Annotated in this window: 13 protein-coding genes; 6 read left to right on the top strand and 7 right to left on the bottom strand. The window is 50.0% G+C overall.

Annotated elements, in window-relative coordinates; translation table 11 throughout:
• Window positions 1-3 precede the first annotated feature (3 nt).
• Complete coding sequence (gene ppk1, locus M0415_RS06505; protein WP_249554870.1) at window positions 4-2,166, bottom strand: polyphosphate kinase 1; 2,163 nt, start codon at window positions 2,164-2,166, stop codon at window positions 4-6.
• A 324-nt stretch (window positions 2,167-2,490) separates the two neighbouring features.
• Between ppk1 and yegD the strand changes: the two genes are divergently transcribed.
• Window positions 2,491-3,945 (top strand): molecular chaperone, encoded by a 1,455-nt coding sequence (yegD, locus tag M0415_RS06500; RefSeq protein ID WP_249554872.1) that lies wholly within the window; start codon window positions 2,491-2,493, stop codon window positions 3,943-3,945.
• A 27-nt stretch (window positions 3,946-3,972) separates the two neighbouring features.
• Entirely contained in the window at window positions 3,973-4,470 is a 498-nt protein-coding gene (locus tag M0415_RS06495; RefSeq protein WP_083757983.1) for a CreA family protein, read from the top strand.
• Between the two features lie 96 nt (window positions 4,471-4,566).
• Here M0415_RS06495 and M0415_RS06490 read toward each other — a convergent pair whose 3' ends face one another.
• From M0415_RS06490 to pdsR, 3 genes are all read right to left on the bottom strand, one after another.
• Window positions 4,567-5,766: a cystathionine beta-lyase gene (locus tag M0415_RS06490; RefSeq protein ID WP_249554874.1), complete on the bottom strand. Its 1,200-nt coding sequence runs from the start codon at window positions 5,764-5,766 to the stop codon at window positions 4,567-4,569.
• A gap of 124 nt (window positions 5,767-5,890) precedes the next feature.
• Window positions 5,891-8,050 carry a proteobacterial dedicated sortase system histidine kinase gene (gene pdsS, locus M0415_RS06485; protein WP_011717342.1) on the bottom strand — a complete coding sequence of 720 codons (2,160 nt, stop codon included), beginning with the start codon at window positions 8,048-8,050 and terminating at the stop codon, window positions 5,891-5,893.
• Between the two features lie 27 nt (window positions 8,051-8,077).
• Window positions 8,078-8,770: a proteobacterial dedicated sortase system response regulator gene (gene pdsR, locus M0415_RS06480; protein ID WP_011622965.1), complete on the bottom strand. Its 693-nt coding sequence runs from the start codon at window positions 8,768-8,770 to the stop codon at window positions 8,078-8,080.
• 245 nt (window positions 8,771-9,015) lie between these two features.
• Between pdsR and pdsO the strand changes: the two genes are divergently transcribed.
• Genes pdsO through M0415_RS06465 form a run of 3 tightly spaced genes read left to right on the top strand, consistent with a single transcriptional unit; the run spans window position 9,016 to window position 12,816 of the window.
• Entirely contained in the window at window positions 9,016-9,810 is a 795-nt protein-coding gene (pdsO, locus tag M0415_RS06475) for a sortase-associated OmpA-like protein PdsO (RefSeq protein WP_249560451.1), read from the top strand.
• Window positions 9,811-9,855: 45 nt separating this feature from the next.
• Window positions 9,856-12,123: a marine proteobacterial sortase target protein gene (locus M0415_RS06470; protein ID WP_249554878.1), complete on the top strand. Its 2,268-nt coding sequence runs from the start codon at window positions 9,856-9,858 to the stop codon at window positions 12,121-12,123.
• Between the two features lie 9 nt (window positions 12,124-12,132).
• Window positions 12,133-12,816, top strand: coding sequence for a class GN sortase (locus tag M0415_RS06465; protein ID WP_249554880.1), 684 nt, complete (start codon window positions 12,133-12,135; stop codon window positions 12,814-12,816).
• A 67-nt stretch (window positions 12,817-12,883) separates the two neighbouring features.
• On the opposite strand, the gene M0415_RS06460 is transcribed toward M0415_RS06465, so the two are convergent.
• Window positions 12,884-13,909 carry a diguanylate cyclase domain-containing protein gene (locus tag M0415_RS06460; RefSeq protein WP_220055837.1) on the bottom strand — a complete coding sequence of 342 codons (1,026 nt, stop codon included), beginning with the start codon at window positions 13,907-13,909 and terminating at the stop codon, window positions 12,884-12,886.
• A gap of 160 nt (window positions 13,910-14,069) precedes the next feature.
• On the opposite strand from M0415_RS06460, the gene M0415_RS06455 reads away from it, so the two are divergent.
• A complete protein-coding gene (locus M0415_RS06455; protein ID WP_249554882.1) occupies window positions 14,070-15,695 on the top strand; it encodes a M28 family metallopeptidase in 1,626 nt (541 codons plus the stop codon).
• Window positions 15,696-15,755: 60 nt separating this feature from the next.
• Here the strand turns inward: M0415_RS06455 and M0415_RS06450 are convergent, their stop codons facing one another.
• Window positions 15,756-16,619, bottom strand: a complete 864-nt coding sequence (locus M0415_RS06450) for a hypothetical protein (RefSeq protein WP_249556591.1) — start codon at window positions 16,617-16,619, stop codon at window positions 15,756-15,758.
• Window positions 16,620-16,924: 305 nt separating this feature from the next.
• Window positions 16,925-17,935, bottom strand: a complete 1,011-nt coding sequence (locus M0415_RS06445) for an ATP-grasp domain-containing protein (RefSeq protein WP_249554884.1) — start codon at window positions 17,933-17,935, stop codon at window positions 16,925-16,927.
• Window positions 17,936-17,943: the final 8 nt, after the last annotated feature.

Below are 17,943 nucleotides of genomic sequence, written 5' to 3'. Positions count from 1 at the left end.
GCGTTAGCTGGCTTTGGCCTGTAATTCGGGATTGTGGGCAAGTTCCGCCGCGTGCTCTGCTTCAAGCTTTGCGGCTTCGCGCTGGGCGCTAAATTCTTGCTGCAACCGCTTCTCATAATTAATCAGATATTGATAAATGGCAATTTGAGAACGCACTTTACGTTTATTACCGCGGTTACGATAAGGATTGCTCTGTTCCTTATTGATGATGCGCGCCTTAGTGTTGTCATTGAACTGTAACGATAAAATATCCATCACCATTTGTTTTAGACGCAGATCATAAATAGGCACACTCACTTCGACGCGGTTATCTATGTTGCGGCTCATCCAATCGGCGGAGCTGATAAATAATTTATTCTCACCACCGGCATGGAACAGCATCACCCGTGAATGTTCTAAAAATCGGTCGACAATACTGTAAATCTCGATGTTGTCGCTGATCCCCGGAATTTGTGGAATCAGCGAGCACATACCGCGGATCAACAGTTTGATTTTGACCCCCGCAGCCGAGGCCTCGTAAAGTTTTTGGACTAAGGGCTCATCGAGCAGGTTATTCAATTTTAAGGTAATCGCTGCCTTAATATGGCTCTGGGCATTGACGATTTCGTTATCAATCAAATGGGTCAGTTTTTGTCTCGCATCATAGGGCGACACAATCAAATGCTGGAAGTTATCGCGGCGGTAAGGATGTTCAATCAGGTCAAACACTTGCTCCACTTCGCGGGCGATTTCCTGATTGGCGGTAAACAGCGATAAGTCGGTATAGACCCGCGCCGTGCCTTCGTTAAAGTTGCCTGAGCCTACGTGGCAATAGAGTTTCATCTCGCCTTGCTCTTCGCGGCCAATCAAACACAACTTTGAGTGTACTTTTAAGCTGGTGATCCCATGGTGGACTTTGACACCCGCCTCGGCGAGCACCCGTGTCCACTCAATATTAGATTGCTCGTCAAAGCGTGCCCGCAGCTCAATCACGGCGGTGACTTGTTTACCATTTTTCACCGCATCGATAAGCGATTGCATCACATGGGATTTTTTCGCAACACGGTAAAGGTTGATGCGAATAAAACGCACCGCAGGATCGTAGGCGGCCTGACGCACCATTTCGGTAAAGTGGGAAAACTTATGGTACGGGTAGTTGACCATAATATCGCCCATCTTGATCGCATCGAAACTGTTGGCGCTGCGGCCAAAGCCCGAGCTATTGAGCGCAGGCAATTTCTCATTTTCGAGGTAATCACGGCTAGGGTTAGGGAAGCCGATAAAGTCTTTGAAGCTGTGGTAGCGCCCGCCCGGGATCAAACACTCAGTCGAGCTGATGTTTAAATTTTCCTTCAGCATTTCAAGCATATGCTCGGGCATTTCTTTGTCGTACACCAAGCGCACGGGTTCGGCGGTCAGGCGTTTTTTCAAACCCTTGGTCATTTTTTCGAGCTGGGTCTGTTCAAGTTCGTCGGTAATATCGAACTCGGCGTCGCGGGTCAGCTTCATCGAATAGACTTCAATCGCATCGTACTCGAAGAAGGGACCAAAGAGATCGTCCACACAGTGGCGAATAATATTATCCAGCAGGATTAAGTATTTTTTCGCCTTCGATTTTTCGGCGGGTAACTCAATGAAACGTGGCACATTTTTGGTGGGCACTTCCACGAGGGCATATTGTCTGCGGGATTTAGTGAACAAACACACACACAGATAAGTGGCGTCGTCGTTGATATGCTTTACTAAATCGCGATTGTTGTTAACGATAAGCGGCGCGATATGGCGTTTAAAATGATCGCGAAAATGTTTTTTAAGCCAGTTACTGTGGAACTCGCTTAATTGTTTTTCGTTGATTAACAAAATATTGCGGCGGACTAACTCACGCATCAGCTCGACGTAAATGCTGTCGAAACGTTCCTGCAATGCCATCACTTTGGTCTGAATTTTGGCCATTAGATGGCGGCTATTGCTGCGACCTTCCTGCAGCGCAGAGAGCAGAATTGAGCGTCTGACCGCGGCAACCCGCACCCGAAAGAACTCATCCATATTATTGGAGAATATGCCTAAAAAGCGCACCCGCTCCACGATAGGCACATTGGGATCACAGGCCTCCTGCAGCACCCGCTCGTTGAATGACAACCAAGAGATTTCTTTATCGATCGACAGTTTATCGGTATTCGGGGACACTGCACAGCTCCTTTAAGCAAGCGTCATGGCGCAATATACAATAGCATTCATCCATCGGAGTGCAATCAGATTTGCTACTGAAAAATGAAGGGATTTACAGACTATTTCCCCTTCAGGCGAAAGTGATATGCGCTCAAAGATACGAGCTGAATATGTCAGATTGATGACAAGTGTGACAGAAATGTGACTTTAAAATGAACTTACATTTAGCCGCAAATTTACAAGGTAAAGCAAGGGAACTGTGCTGGGCTTCCTTTGGGATTGGGGCAAACTGTGTTACCTTGCTCGGCTTTTTGATTGTGGTTTGACTGTAGGGGTAAGCGGATGTTTGTCGGATTTGATTATGGCAGTGCCAACTGTGCCGTTGGGATCATGCAGGGAGATGACGTTTCACTGTTACCCTTATCGAGTGATTCAGCCTATTTACCTTCCACTGTGTATGCAATGGATAGGGAGCTTATCGCCGAAGCCGTTTACCGCGGCTTGCCGCAGGCATTGAAAGCGGATTATGCCAAGAAGCGCGCCGCGCAATTGAGCCGCGCCCGTATGGTGCGCCATGAATTAGATCTTGATGCCGAAACCCAAGCGGTGTTCGTGGGTGAGCAGGCCGTGGCCGCTTATCTTGAAATGCCGGAAGAAGGTTTTTATGTCCGTTCGCCAAAATCCTTTTTAGGGGCTACGGGCCTGAGACCCGAGCAAGTCGCCCTGTTTGAAGACATAGTCACCTTAATGATGCAGCATATTAAAGTACGTGCAGAAGCCGTACTCACTGAAAAGGGCGTCGCATCAGAGGGACAGACCAGCATTACCCATGCGGTGATTGGTCGCCCAGTGAACTTTCAAGGCATTGGTGGTGAAGAGAGCAACCGCCAAGCCGAGGCCATTTTAACCTTAGCCGCGAAACGAGCAGGGTTTATCGATGTGGCATTCCTATTCGAACCACTGGCTGCGGGGATGGACTATGAGGCGAGTCTCAGTGCAGACCAAACCGTGCTGGTGGTCGACGTGGGTGGCGGTACGACCGACTGCTCCGTGGTCAAAATGGGACCAAAGCATCAGGCGAGTTTCGACCGCAGTGCCGATTGCCTTGGCCACAGCGGCCAGCGGATTGGCGGGAATGATCTGGATATTGCGCTGGCGATGAATGCCTTTATGCCGCACTTTGGTTTAGGTTCGCTAATGAGCAACGGTAAGCCAATGCCGAGCAATCCCTTTTGGAATGCGGTCGCTGTCAACGATATTAGCGCGCAGCGCGAGTTTGCCACCCTAAGCACTCGCAAACTGATTGATGAACTCATTAAAGAGGCCGAGCAGCCGCAGCTGTTAAAAAGATTGCTCAAAGTGCAGCAACAACAGTTAAGCTACCAAATTGTACGACTCGCCGAACGCGCCAAAATTGCCCTGTCTGAGGCGCAAACGACGCAGAGTGCGCTGGACTTTATTGAAGCATCACTTCGAGCCGAAGTGAGCCGCACGGGCTTTGAAACGGCGATCGAGCCTTCGCTCACCAAGGTAGAGGCGCTGATGCACCAAGCGCTGACTCAGGCGGCAAAGAGTCTTGCGGGCAATGGTTTAGCGCCAGAGGAGCTGTCCGTGGATGCCGATAGTCTAGAGTGCAAACCCGATGTGATTTATGTGACGGGCGGCACCGCGCGCAGCCCAGCGATTTACGCTAAAATCACTAGCCTTTATCCCGAAACCCCAGTGGTCGTCGGTGACCACTTCGGTTCGGTGACGGCGGGATTAACGCGCTGGGCACAAAAGTGTTTTGCGCAATAGGGAAGGATGATGAATAAGGATAAACAGATGAAAAGAGTCAATAAGGCTTTGATGTCTTTGCTTGCCGTGACGCTGGCGGGGACGCTGCTCACGGGCTGCGGCGATGACGTTGGTAAAGTAAGCCTTGGATTATTTACCACAAAGGATGTGATTATCGATGCCAAGCAGGATCCAAAAATCCCAGGGGTCACTTGCCATATTAGCCGTATCGAAGCGAACCTCGATTTTGCCGATCCTTCGGATATGGGCATTAGTTGTCGTCAAACCGGGCCGATTTCCGCCGCCGATATCGCCAACATCGATAAGAGCAAACACGGCGAAGTGGTCTTTACCGAATCCTTAAGTATCTTATTTAAGAGCTTAAAAGTGCGCCGAATTTACGATGCGCCCAATCAAACCCTGCTGTATTTGTCCTATTCGACTAAAGAGACCAATGGTAGCCACAAACATGCCTTATCGACCGTGCCTTTATACGGTTCTCAGGCGTGGATTGACCCCGCAATAAGCGCAGCGCAGCCCAAATAGTAAAGGTGAATTGAAGCCGAAGTTATACGATGGTGGGGCAAAATGAAGGCGGGTAAGCTCCCGCCTTCGTTGTTTTACATATAATTTGTTTAAGCTTTATTTGGCCTTGGCGGCGAGTACGGCATTAAAGCGATCGAAGCCTGCGCTGAGATCGGCAATTAAATCATCGGGATCTTCTAGGCCAATATGTACACGGATCAACGGCTTGCTTGCATCCCATTGGGTAGCACTGCGGATTTTTTCAATCCCGAAAATTCCTAGGATCAGACTCTCATAACCGCCCCAAGAAAAGCCCATTTTAAAATGCTGCATATTTTCAACGAGGGCGGTGATCGCTTCTTGATCCCCTTGCTTTAACACGAAGGAGAACAGACCATTTGCGGCGCTAAAGTCGCGTTTAAAGAACTCATGTCCCGGGCAGGTATCAAAGGCGGGATGACGTAAATGGTCAACCTCGGGGCGCGTTTTCAACCAGTTAGCCACTTTAAGGGCATTTTTCTCATGCTGTGCCATGCGCACGCCTAGGGTGCGTAATCCGCGCGTAGCGAGATACACATCGTCGGGGGAGGTGGTTTGCCCCAATAAATAACTGCGCTCACGCAGCTGCGGCCAGTGCTTTTCGTTGGCGGTCGCGGTGCCTATCATCACATCAGAGTGACCGACGATATATTTAGTCGCGGCTTGAATCGACACATCGACACCCATCTCGAAGGGCTTGCTATTGATTGGCGAGGCCCAAGTGTTGTCGAGAATGGTCACTAATCCATGTTCATGGGCGATACGGCAGAGGGTCGGGACGTCCTGCACTTCCATGGTGATGGAGCCGGGAGACTCTAAAAACAGCACCTTAGTATTGGGGCGGATAAGCGCGCGAATACCTTCACCAATCAGCGGATCGTAATAGGTGGTCTCAATATTAAAGCCCGCCAGAATATGACTGCAAAGATCGCGGGTTGGCTCGTAAACACTGTCGACGATCAAGAGGTGATCGCCCGCCTGTAAAAACGATAACAAAGCCGCGCTAATTGCCGCCGCACCCGAGGGATAAAGCGCCGTACCTGCGCCACCTTCGAGCTCACTGATCGCCGCCTGAAACGCAAAATGGGTTGGGGTGCCGCGGCGACCATAAAACATTTCGCCATTGGTTTTGTTTTTGGCGGCGTGACGCATGTCTTCCATGGTGTCGAAGACGATAGTGGATGCGCGAAATACGGGCGGATTAATCACGCCCTTGGTCCATTTTTTATCTCGACCGACGCTGACGATTTGGGTGGCTAGCTGATGTTTATCTGTCATAGGGCTTACCTTGGCGAGTCAGTTTTTATGTTGTTATCCATTGTGATGGCCGTCATCTTAGCATCTGCCCGTGAAAATGGCAGGAGGCAAACAGATGAGTTTGCCTCAAGTTGCAGAGCGTGGGTTAGCTCAGCGGTAGGGTGACCAGTATATCGACCCCATCGTTTTCGCTGCGGTTGCGGGCCAAAATTTTACCCTGGTGGAACTCGGTCACAAGCCTCGCAATATACAAACCTAACCCGAGGTGAGGTTTGTCTTGGGCTTGATTGATCCGCACCGAAACCATGGAGTCGAAGATTTGCTCCGACATATCCACTGGCAATTGTGGTCCTAAGTTGCTGATAAGCAAAGTGGCTTGTTTGCCAACTTGGGTGAGGGTCACTTCGATCGCACTGCCTTGATGACAAAACTCGATGGCGTTGGCGATAAGTTTGTCCATCAATTGGGCGATGTATTCGGGCACGCCCTGCATCATTAAAGGTTGCTCGGGCACTTTGACGCTAAACTGCTGCTCAGGGTAGGTCATTTGATAGCCTTGCATACAGCCGCTCACCACTTGGGAAAGCGGAAACTTAGCCACATCGGCCTGAGTAAGGCTCTGCTCAAGGCGCGTCGCTTCACTCATATTGTTCAAAATCATGCTTAATCGGCTCACGCCTTCTTGGGCGCGGTCGACGTACTTTTGCGTGTCTTTATCTAATGTTTGCAGATTTAAGTGCTCTAACGAGGAGCGCACCACTGCCACCGGCGTGCGTAACTCATGGGACAGGCGCGACGACATATTCTCTAGATAATGGGTGTATTGGCCTAAACGGCCGACAATGCTGGCAAAACTGCGGGATAAGTCGCCAATCTCGTCCCGTGCTTTGGAGGGTTTTAAATGGTTACGCACACGACCTTGGCTGTCGATAGCATTTTCGGCTTCATCACGCAGTTTGCGGATACGATTCGAAATACTCGAGGCGAAGAAAAACAGCGCTAAGGTGCCCATGCTCATAATGGTCAGGATCACGTTAAACAGTTTTTCCAGCGCGCGGTTACGCAGGGTGCGAATACCGTGGGTGGTTTCTTCGGCCACCACGGCGCCCATCACATTGTTATCAATCCAAATGGGGCTGGCGGCCGCCAGCACCACAGCCTTATTGTCCGGAGTCAGTCGCCAGGTCGAGCTTTGTTGTCCTGCGAGCGCCTTTTGAATATGGCTGCCGTCGAGTTCGGTCGAGTCCTGCAGGGAATCGATAAAATCCTTCGGTGGTTTAGTAAGAATTTTATAGTAGAGCGGATGCAGGTAGTCACGCTGAAAACGTTGCCACATAGAGTTGCTGTTTTCATCATCGAGGGTGCGTGTCCAGACACTGTTGCTATCACGGATATCGCCGGACTTCGCGAGCACACGCCCGTGTTTATCGACCACCCAAATCCGTGAGCTGTAGTGGCTCATCCCTTTGATAATATTCTCAATTTCGGGTGATGGCACTAATACTGTGCCCAGTTTATCGACGGTATCTAAGGCGGAGGTGCCGACAACGGCAGTGATATCGCGGTATTTGCTGTCGTTGACATCGGAAATCGCAAATCCCAGTTTACTGCCCACCATGTCTAAGGGGATACGCAGCTCGATATTGTAGCCCACATCCGTGGTGGCCCATTGTCCTTGAATACGGACTTCGGGCGTCACAGGCACGGTTTGTTTAGGATTGGCGGGCAGCTCGAAGGCACTGATCCAGCCGGGCTGAGTCGTAGCAACGATATAGCGTTTAAATTTATTGTCGGGGGCAAGGGTCGCAATCGACAGGTGATCGTTTCTATCGACGCTTAAGGCATTTTTGCCACGAAACACCACATTGGGATCGACCACCTGAAAAAAGGCATACAGATAACCATCGTACTGACCCACCATATGGGTAAAACTCAAGGTGAGCGGCGTGCTGGGATCGGCACGCATGATAAGATTCGCCTCGCCGTACTGGATAAATCTGTGCTGATATTCCTGCCATTCATTGAGTTTACCATCGAGCAGGATCGCGCCTGCTAGGGGGTAAGCATAGAGATCGCGACTCTTTTCAACCTGCTTTAAAAAGCTGGCCTGACCGTCGAACAGTTTCGGCCGCTCGTGCAAGGCGGTCGCTAAGGCTTGGGTAGTGCCCTCTAAGGTGCGTTCCTGACCGTGGCGCAGGTATTTTTCCATCTCCCACACATATTGGTACCCCAGCCAAGGTAGGCAGAGTAAAAACAGGCTGAGGCCAATAACTTTAGTGCGAAGACCGAAGGGAAAACGTGTCATAGAATGCTGGCTAATCTGCTACATGGTTTAGGCTAGGCTGTCCCAGCGATAGCCCATGCCATAAACGGTATCGATACAATCAAATTCGGGCGCGGCAGCCATAAACTTCTTACGGATGCGCTTCACATGGGAGGTGATAGTGCTGTCATCGACAAAAATCTTTGCCTCCTGCATCAGCTCATGGCGACTACGGACGTGCCCCGGGTGCTTGGCTAGGGCGTGCACCATCCAAAATTCGGTTACGGTTAACTCAATTGGGATCTGATTCCAAGAAACCTGCATCCGATTGGCATCGATGGTGAGCGGTCCGCGCTCCAGTAAATTTTCCTGCGGTGTTTGACTGGTGGCTAACTCAGAGCGGCGAAACAGTGCGGCTAAGCGAGCGGTCAAATGGGGGAAACTCACTTCTTTGCTCAGGTAATCATCGGCGCCTAAACGCAGGCCGCACACAGTATCAAAGTCGCTATCCCGAGCGGTTAAGAAGATGATCGGCAGAGTGTTCGACATGGCGCGCAGGGACTGACACAGCATAAAACCGCCATCAATCTCATTGCCAAGGCCGATATCGATAATGGCTAAATCCGGCAGACGGGTATTAAACGCCAACATGGCCGATGGCCTGTCGGCATAGGTTTGCACACTGTAACCGTGTTGCTGCAACACATCCTTGTAATTTTCGCGAATGGCCGCTTCATCTTCCACAATGGCGATACGTTTCATTAGCCATCTTCCTATTGACTGCTGGGACTAAGTGTCTGGGGATAAGTTTTCGTGACTATACAGGAATTTATTTCTGAGAAAAGCTCCCAAATGCAATTGCCATTTTGTTGCCACAATTGATAGTCGCATTGCCATTTTCCATCCCCGCTTATGCCATGGCGCTTGTGTTTAATAAGCTCATTCCGTTTTACCCGCCGCGCTAATGACTTAGGCGGGTAAGCGCTGCACAAATCAAAAGGAATGAGATGATGAAAAAGACGCTGATTAATATCTTGGTACTGAGTGTATTCGCCGCGCCCATCGCTAGCGTATCGGCAAGGGTTTCCTTGCAAAATCAACCTGTGCTCTCAGAGCCACAGACTGAGATGCTTGAGCAAGATGAGGATGATGGTGAAGCGCTGATAGGTCTTGGCGGCGGAGCGTTACTTGGTGCCCTAGTGGGTGGCCCTGTTGGCGCCATTATCGGCGGATTTACCGGTACCTTAATCGGCCAATCGGTATCAGATACTGACACGGTTAAAATCCAGCAACAGCATATTGCGCTGCAGCGCCAGCAGTTGGCGAGCTTATCGGCTAAACAACAGGCCAGCGAGCAACGCGCCGCCGAATACGCCTTAACCCAAAAGCAACTCGATGAACTGCTCGCCGAGCAACAACAACTGTTAAGTGAGTTGGCGCTGGGCATGAATGTGCAGTTCCGTACGGGGTCGTCGGAGCTTGAAAGCCATTTTTTGCCCCAATTAGACAATGTCGCCAAGGTGATGAAGCGCTCGAGCGAGTCCAATCTCGAGCTGAAAGGTTATGCCGACCGTCGCGGTGATCTGGCCTACAACCAAGCGCTCTCGGAGCAACGTTTGTTAGAAGTGCGGGGATACTTAATTAAGCAAGGCGTAGCCCCCGAGCGGATCACCACCCAAGCCTTCGGCGCCAGAATGCCACTCAATGATCAGCAAGATAGTGAATCCGATGTGTTCGATCGCCGAGTCACTCTGACCATGCAGCCTAACCAAGGGCTGATGGCGAGCCGTGTGACCGAATAGTTCAACAATATCAATCGTATTCAACCAAGATCAGGAGCCTTTGTGATGATCACAGGGAAAAGGGTAAAAGAAGTTTGTCAAACACTGGCGATGCTAGTGATCGGCGCCTCCATTTGTTGGGGGCTACCATTTGCGGTGTTAGCCTCACCGAACAGTGTGGGCACCTTATCGGCGCCGCAAAATATTGCCGCGACCTTCGATGAACACACGGCGAGCACATTGCCCTCCTTCAGTTTCGACGATATCACCCAAGGGATGTTGGTGTATCAAACCGCCAGCGGTCGTTTAATGCCGTCCTTACCTGTGGACACGCAAGTGTCGATGCAGGTCTCGGGGCTAACCAATAGGGTGAGCGTAAAGCAGGTTTTCAGTAATCAAACGGGATTTGTCCTCAATGGCCGCTATCTGTTCCCTTTACCCAATGAGGCGGCGGTGGACTCACTGCGTTTACATATCGGTGAGCGGATCATCGAAGGTCAAATTCACCCAAAACAGCAAGCAAAACAGATTTTTGAGCAGGCTAAAGCCGAAGGTAGACGCGCCAGTCTAGTCAGCCAAGAACGGCCCAATATGTTCACGACCGAAGTCGCCAATCTGGCTCCCGATGAGCAGTTGGTGGTCGAAATCAGCTACCAAGAAACTGTTCATTATGAAGATGGTCTCTTTAGCCTACGTTTTCCGCTGGTGGTGGCACCGCGCTATATTCCAGGCCTAACACTCGGTGGGAACAATAGCGAGCGCGTGACCAGCAGCCAAGTCTTCGATGCCGACCGGATTATTGCCCCGATCCGCGACGCCAATAGTGAGGCAGACCCTGTGCTCAAGGCCGATATTAAGGTCAAGCTCGGTGAAGGTGTGGACAAATCAGCCGTCGTGAGTCCATATCATCCCATTACGATAGCGGAAAAACAGGGCCAACTGACGGCGGCCTTGGCCAATCGTGTGCCCGCCAACCGTGACTTTGTGCTGCAATGGCGTCTTAAGCAGGGCACGAGTCCCGTGGCTTGGGTATTCAACCAAGCGGGCAAAACCCATGCGACGCAGGACGACAATGCAAGTGCGGATACAGGTTCAGCTGGCAATAGTAGCAATACAGATAGCTACAGCTTAGTGATGGTCCTGCCGCCCAAAGTCGAGGCGAGTGAACAACTTAACTTGCCCCGTGAACTTATTTTAGTGATTGATACTTCGGGGTCGATGGCGGGGGATTCCATCATTCAGGCAAAAAATGCCCTGCGTTACGCGCTGCGCGGTTTAAGGCCACAGGACAGTTTTAACCTTATCGAATTTAACTACGATGTGTCTTTATTATCGTCAACACCACTGCCCGCGACCGCGACTAATCTGGCCATGGCTCGTCAGTTTGTGAATCGTTTACAGGCCGATGGCGGCACCGAAATGGCGCAGGCTTTAAATGCCGCACTGCCAAGACAGGCGTTTAACACGGCTTCGAGTGAGCAGAAGTCGTTAAGACAAGTGATCTTTATGACTGATGGTTCCGTCGGCAATGAGGCGGCGCTATTTGAGTTAATCCGCAATCAAATCGGCGACAACCGTCTTTTCACCGTAGGCATTGGCTCGGCGCCGAACTCGCATTTTATGCAGCGTGCGGCTGAACTTGGGCGTGGCACTTTTACTTACATTGGTGATGTGGATGAGGTGGAACAAAAGATCAGTCAATTGCTGGGCAAAATCCAGTATCCGGTACTCACCGATTTGCAGGTGCGCTTTGACGATGGCTCTGTGCCTGACTACTGGCCAGCACCTATTCCCGATCTTTACCGCGGTGAGCCGGTATTGATTAGCCTAAAGCGCCACCCTCGTGAGCCTCAGGAACTCGTGATCTCCGGTCGTCAGGGCCATAAAAACTGGCAACAGTCGTTATCTTTACAAGCCAATGACGCAAGCCATTCTGCAACTGATGTAGCGCAGCCAGCGGCCGGTCTCGATTTACTCTGGGCGCGCAAACAGATTGCGGCCTTAGAGCTGAGTAAAAACGGCGCTAACGATGACAAGGTCAAACAACAGGTCACGGCGCTGTCGATGAACTATCACTTAGTCAGCCCCTATACCAGCTTGGTTGCGGTGGATTTAACCCCCATCACCAGCAATGCCATAAGCCGCGATGCGGTGGTGCGCCAGCATTTACCTTTGGGTTGGCAGCCTATGGGCGTCCTGCCACAAACATCGACCTCGAGCCGTTTCGACATGCTCTTAGGTGGCGCAGTGTTGTTGCTTGCCTTGATGTTGGCGCTGTCGATTCGTCGCCAGCGGCGGCAGCAACGCGCGCTGGCATTAGCGCTGAATACTTGAGTCATGTCCATGAGCATGCGCATGACTCAACAGTTACAAATAGGGTTGCTGGTGGGATTGGTATTACTCGGCATCACGTTGTTTGGAAAAGGATTCTATATGCAAGCGAAAGCACACTTTGCCCAATATTTGATTGAACAAGCCTGGGCTAAAACCTTAATCGATGGTCAGTCCCATAAACCTTGGTCCTGGGCCGATACCTATCCCGTGGCTAAGCTCTCCATCGAGCAGGCTAAAAGACCGAATCACTTCGATGGTCCGGCATCCAACGACAGCTTATATGTGCTCGCGGGTGCTTCTGGCCGTAATTTGGCCTTCGGGCCAGCCTTAGTGCTGTCGAGTTCGCCCGCTGGCACGCAAGGCAACACTGTGATTGCAGGGCATAGGGATACGCATTTTGCGATGTTAAATGGCATCAGTGTTGGACGCCGTCTGGCGCTGCAAACCGCGACGGGCAAGGAGATTGTTTACCAAGTGGTGGCGACGGAGGTGGTGCATGAATCGCAAACTGAGTGGATGGCGCCAAGTGGGGATAATCGCTTAACCCTAATCACTTGCTATCCCTTCGATGCGTTGCAAGGGGGCGCCGAACTGCGTTTTGTGGTGCAGGCTATCCCGGTCGAGCCTGAGCCTGCTGGGGTGCAGTCCGCTGAAACGATAGTTACTCAGGCGAGGGTTCAAAAGGTTGCCTAGCGAGCAAGGATTTATTAAGGCGTGATAAACAAAAAGGCAGAACCTGAGTTCTGCCTTTTTATTCGGGCTAGTTGCTCATCGGCATCACCCGATTTCGACCTAAGCGTTTGGCTTCGTAAAGTAACATATCCGCTCTTTCAATCAGTTGGATCGCCACTTGTTTTTCCTGCCACTGGGCGACGCCGAAGGAGGCGGTAATATTTTCAATGCGTTGGTCTCTACGCCTATCCTTAAGACTGAGTTTTTCAAGCCCACGGCGCATGGCCTCGGCCAGTTGCCTTGTTATACGTAGTTGGCTCTTGGGCACCAAAATAGCAAACTCTTCACCGCCAAAACGGTACAGTTTACTGCCATCTCGGCAGGCTTCTTGTAGGCGCTTCGCAACAGCTTTTAATACTTGGTCGCCCAGCTGGTGGCCATAGTTGTCATTAAAGGCCTTAAAGTGATCGATATCGACCAAAATAAGACAGGTGCCCTCGGGGGCCTGCGCCAGCATGCCGGCGATATCGGCATCGAATGCGCGGCGATTTAAACAGCCAGTGAGTGCATCGTAAAGTACATCTTTTTCTGTTTTTTCAAGCTTTTGTTTTAACGCATCAATCTCTGTCTGCGCTTTTTGTAGCTGAGTAGTGAAATACTCAGTGCTCGAGCGAATATTTTCGGATTCCTTCACCAAATTACGCACTAAATCGAGCACTTGCTCAACACTGAGCGCACCTTCTTCGATGCCATTGAGTTTGGCAAAATTGTCGTTAATACAGGTTTGGAACTCTGTCGCATCGAGATTTGTATCCCGAATCGATTGCGACAGCTCGGTGGACATGGCCTCAAGGTTAAGTCGCATATCGCGCACATCCAACTCAATCGGATCGGCGACATACTGGCGGAACAACAACTCGCTGCTGACTGGCGGGCAAGTGTTGTAGTGGGCGATAACCGTATCGAGCTGGGCGTTTAACGCTGGGTTTTGTTCGCCCACGTAGGTATACCACAGGGCATAATTGATTGGCGTGGTGGGAATTTGATGCTTGAGCATTAAAGGCACCGCTTTTTTAAGATTCAAGGCTGCGGTTTGTAATAAATCTCGTGACATGGATACATCCCAATAAAAATAACTCGATAAACTTGGTATACCACATATGGGTAAACAGTTTTGCTCGTTAAATCCCGTTACAACTAATGCCCAAATGCAGGCTGAATTACCTGCCAAAAGCGTTGGGGGATATGATAGAGTTTATCGCTAAAATTAAATAATGATAATAACTTGGGAGAAAGTCTTGAAAAATTTCATCCTTGCCGGTGCCCTAGGTTCCTTACTGTCACTGCCTGCTATGGCCGAATCTTCCCTCAGTGACAGCCTGGATCTCGGCCAGTATCGCACCGACGTCAAAACCTTAGCCAGTGATGCCTTCGGCGGTCGCGCGCCCTTATCTGAAGGCGAGCAACTGACCATCGATTACCTTGAGAAAGCCTTTAAAGAGATGGGGCTTAAGCCGGGGTTTGGCGACAGCTACTTGCAGGCGGTACCGCTAGCAAAAATCACCGCCGATCAAAACATGCAACTCGATATCGGTGGACTTAAGTTTGCCAATGGCAGTGAATTTACCGCCAGAACCCAGAGAATTAGCGATAAAGTTAACCTAAATAATAGCGATGTGGTGTTTGTCGGTTATGGCATTAATGCGCCTGAATATGGTTGGAACGACTATCAAGGCCTCGATGTAAAAGGCAAAACTGTGATTGTGTTAGTCAATGATCCAGGTTTTGCAACTCAAGACCCCAAGGTCTTTAAAGGCAATGCCATGACCTACTATGGTCGCTGGACTTACAAATACGAAGAGGCCGCGCGTCAAGGCGCCGAAGCCGTATTTATTGTCCATGAGACGGCACCTGCCGCCTATGGCTGGGGAGTAGTGCAAAACTCCAATACAGGCACTAAATTCACCTTGGTCGATGCCAATAATAACCAAGGACAGGTGGGCGTGATGGGCTGGGTGCAACATGATGTCGCCAATAAGATTTTTGCTAAGGCAGGCATGGACTTCGATACCTTAAAGCAACAAGCCGCCAAGCCAAACTTTAAGGCCATTCCCTTAAAGCTAAAGGCCAATGTCAGTTTAAACAATACGATTGAACGCGCCGAATCCCACAATGTGGCGGCACTGTTGCCGGGCAAGAGCCGCCCCGAAGAAGTGGTGATGATGCACGCCCATTGGGATCATCTAGGTACAGTGATTGAAGATGGCAAGCCAGAGATCATCAATGGCGCCGTGGATAACGCCAGTGGTGTGGCGGGCGTGTTGGCGCTGGCGCGTTACTTTGCCAAACAAGCGCAAACCGCGCCGCTTGAGCGTTCAATTCTGTTTAGTGCCTTTACCGCGGAAGAAACTGGCTTGATTGGTGCCCAGCACTTTGCTCAGCATCCGAGTGTGCCGACTAAAAATATCGTCGCCTTTTTGAATATCGACGGCATGAATATGAACCAAAGTGTGGATTATATTCTGCGCTATGGTGAGGGCGTGTCTGAGTTAGAAACCTATTTGGATAAGGCCGCTAAGGCGCAGGGACGGGTGGTGAAGGGCGATCCAAGACCACAAAATGGTTTGATGTTTAGATCTGATCACTTCGCGCTGGCCCAACAAGGCGTGCCCGGCTTGTTATTTATGAGCCTTGGGGATACGGATCCTGACTATATTGCCCACAAATACCACAAGGGCGCCGATGATTATGATCCTAACTGGACCCTCGAAGGGGTGAAGCAGGATTTAGAGCTGATGGCCAGCATGCTAACCACCTTAGCCAATGGCACCGATTGGCCACATTGGTTAGAGGCATCAGACTTTAAGACCAAGCGTGAGCAAGACGGTCGTAAAAAGTAATCAAATTAAACAAAAGCAAAAAAGGACGCCTAGGCGTCCTTTTTTATGCGAATCAATCTGTTAGAAGGTATAACTGACCGAAAGCATCGGGCCGATAAAACTGTAGTAAATGTTGTAGTCGGCGATTTGGGTATCTTTATTCGGTGATTTTTGGGCGATATCCACATCGACCTTGTAGTAGTTATAGGCCACGCTCATGCGCCAGTTGTCGGTGATATTGGCATCGATGCCGAGTTTGACATCTACCAGCTCACCTTTTACATCATTGAGTTTAATGTAGAAATACTGGGCGTGAGTCGTCAGCTTCCAGCCAGGGATAAATTCATAGTTGGCATAAACGCCAAAATCCGGCAAAGGTGCGGTGACATTTTCATCGACGATGCGGGGAATGGCTTGGCTACCGCAGACATTGTTCAGTAGCTCAGAGGCATGACAGACACCGATAACGCCTTCAAACCCCGTTTTGATAAACATAGTGTGCAAACCGAGGGAGAAGCCCACATCGTAATCGCTACCCTGGATAGCATCGTAACCATAACCCATGCGCAGAATATCAATATTTAAGGTGGAGTTGAGTCGGCCACCGGCTTTGATATCGTAAATGGTGTCGTTGATTTCAATTTGAAAAGGTTTGGATAAGGCTTGCGTTTCGGCGTCGCGGTGCAGTTGTTTCCAGTCGAGGTAAATATTATGCCGCTCGTTAAAGTGATAATTGACTTCAATAAAGGGTAAAAACTCATTCTCGGCCAGTTGTAGATCGGATTCATAGTCTAAGGTGAAGTTATTGCCCGTGTTCGGGTTTGTCACCTCCATATTGGTATCAGACTGTGAATAAAATCCCCCTAGCTCAAGGCTCAATTCGCCCGCCAGCACAGGGCTGCTGCCGAGTAGGGCGATCACTAGGGGTGTTAGACGAGTGGAAATCAACGTTACTCCAGTATTCTTCTTATTATATCCAGCGATAACATCAGACTTTAGTGCCATAAGCTATGGACATTTGGAGTGTAACAGCAAATTTCAAAATGTGAATAAAATGTTTTAAAAATTGCGTTGTTTCGTGATTTAAAACAAAAGTAGTACGGCTATTTGGCTTGGTATGGCGAGCTTGTGGCAGGGATCACGGTAATTTGCATCTTGGTGATTTGTGAAGAAAATGTATAGTCCAGCCAAAAAAAGCGGCCCAGTAGAGACTAAGCCGCAGATAAGAGCTTAAGGATGGATATGCTGTACTAGTTAGTCGCAGATTTGGGCTCAGACGTACTGACGTTTGCCGCAGTGCTGACCTCGGATCCCAGCGCCTGAGCTGGCTGTGGCTCGCTAGCTTTATCGTCCTTGTTAAACATGCCTAAACGGATGCGGATAAAGTGCAGAATTTGCGCCGCAATATCCACGTTTAAGCAGGATTCCAAGCCTTCGAAACCGGGGGATGAGTTGGCTTCACAGATTTTGTAGTGGCCGTTATCGAATAACAAATCGATACCCGCCACATCTAAATCCAGAATATTGGCGGTTTGTGTCGCCAACCATTCGATTTCAGGTGTGATCTCGAAGGGGCGCGCCGAACCTCCCGCGCTAACATTGGCTTTAAAGCTGTCTTCTTGACCACGGCGCTCATAGCAGCCGGCCACGCGTCCACCAATGGTAAATACCCTTAGATCGCGGCCGTGACTGTTAGCGATAAACTCCTGCAGAATGATGTTGGCGTTTTTATTGGTCGCCTCGATTAATTGCATTAAGTCATCAAACTCACGGGCCTTATGGGACAAAAACACGCCGCTACCCTGTGAACCCGAGAGGGTTTTAATCACTACGGGAAAACCTAAATGGCGTTCAACCAGTTCGATATCGACGGGAAACTTCACCAGCATAGTTTTGGGCGTGGGCAAGTTCTTCTCGGCCAGTAATTGCTGGGAAAAGAGCTTATCTTTAACGATTTCAATGGCTTTAGATGGATTTAAGCAGTACACCCCTAAACGCTCTAAATGGCGAATGATCGCCAACGCAAAGTAAGTGGTGCCGGAGCCCATTCTCGGGATGATAAAATCTGGTAATTCAACGGGTTGACCGTTTAACAAAATACTCTTGTTGTCTTCTCTCGTCACGGTGAGATCGAACTCATCCGGAGCATACACTTCTAACTCAATATTGTCGGCCTTGGCAGCCGCCAATAGACGTTCAATTTCATACAATTCAGGTTTTAGCTGAGTCGCGGTTTCTTTATATAAAATCCACCCACGCATTTAATCGC

The organism is Shewanella sp. 10B (assembly GCF_023475885.1).
GTDB lineage: Bacteria > Pseudomonadota > Gammaproteobacteria > Enterobacterales > Shewanellaceae > Shewanella > Shewanella mangrovisoli.
The sequence above is the reverse complement of the archived record's forward strand: the minus strand, read 5'-3'. Positions and strand labels throughout refer to the sequence as shown.

What these genes read in the sequence shown, in the direction of transcription:
- yegD (WP_249554872.1), top strand. Translation starts at nt 2,491, where the DNA reads ATGTTTGTCGGATTTGATTATGGCAGTGCCAACTGTGCCGTTGGGATC.
- M0415_RS06495 (WP_083757983.1), top strand. Translation starts at nt 3,973, where the DNA reads ATGAAAAGAGTCAATAAGGCTTTGATGTCTTTGCTTGCCGTGACGCTG.
- M0415_RS06490 (WP_249554874.1), bottom strand. Translation starts at nt 5,766, where the DNA reads ATGACAGATAAACATCAGCTAGCCACCCAAATCGTCAGCGTCGGTCGA.
- pdsS (WP_011717342.1), bottom strand. Translation starts at nt 8,050, where the DNA reads ATGACACGTTTTCCCTTCGGTCTTCGCACTAAAGTTATTGGCCTCAGC.
- pdsR (WP_011622965.1), bottom strand. Translation starts at nt 8,770, where the DNA reads ATGAAACGTATCGCCATTGTGGAAGATGAAGCGGCCATTCGCGAAAAT.
- pdsO (WP_249560451.1), top strand. Translation starts at nt 9,016, where the DNA reads ATGATGAAAAAGACGCTGATTAATATCTTGGTACTGAGTGTATTCGCC.
- M0415_RS06470 (WP_249554878.1), top strand. Translation starts at nt 9,856, where the DNA reads ATGATCACAGGGAAAAGGGTAAAAGAAGTTTGTCAAACACTGGCGATG.
- M0415_RS06465 (WP_249554880.1), top strand. Translation starts at nt 12,133, where the DNA reads ATGAGCATGCGCATGACTCAACAGTTACAAATAGGGTTGCTGGTGGGA.
- M0415_RS06460 (WP_220055837.1), bottom strand. Translation starts at nt 13,909, where the DNA reads ATGTCACGAGATTTATTACAAACCGCAGCCTTGAATCTTAAAAAAGCG.
- M0415_RS06455 (WP_249554882.1), top strand. Translation starts at nt 14,070, where the DNA reads ATGATAATAACTTGGGAGAAAGTCTTGAAAAATTTCATCCTTGCCGGT.
- M0415_RS06445 (WP_249554884.1), bottom strand. Translation starts at nt 17,935, where the DNA reads ATGCGTGGGTGGATTTTATATAAAGAAACCGCGACTCAGCTAAAACCT.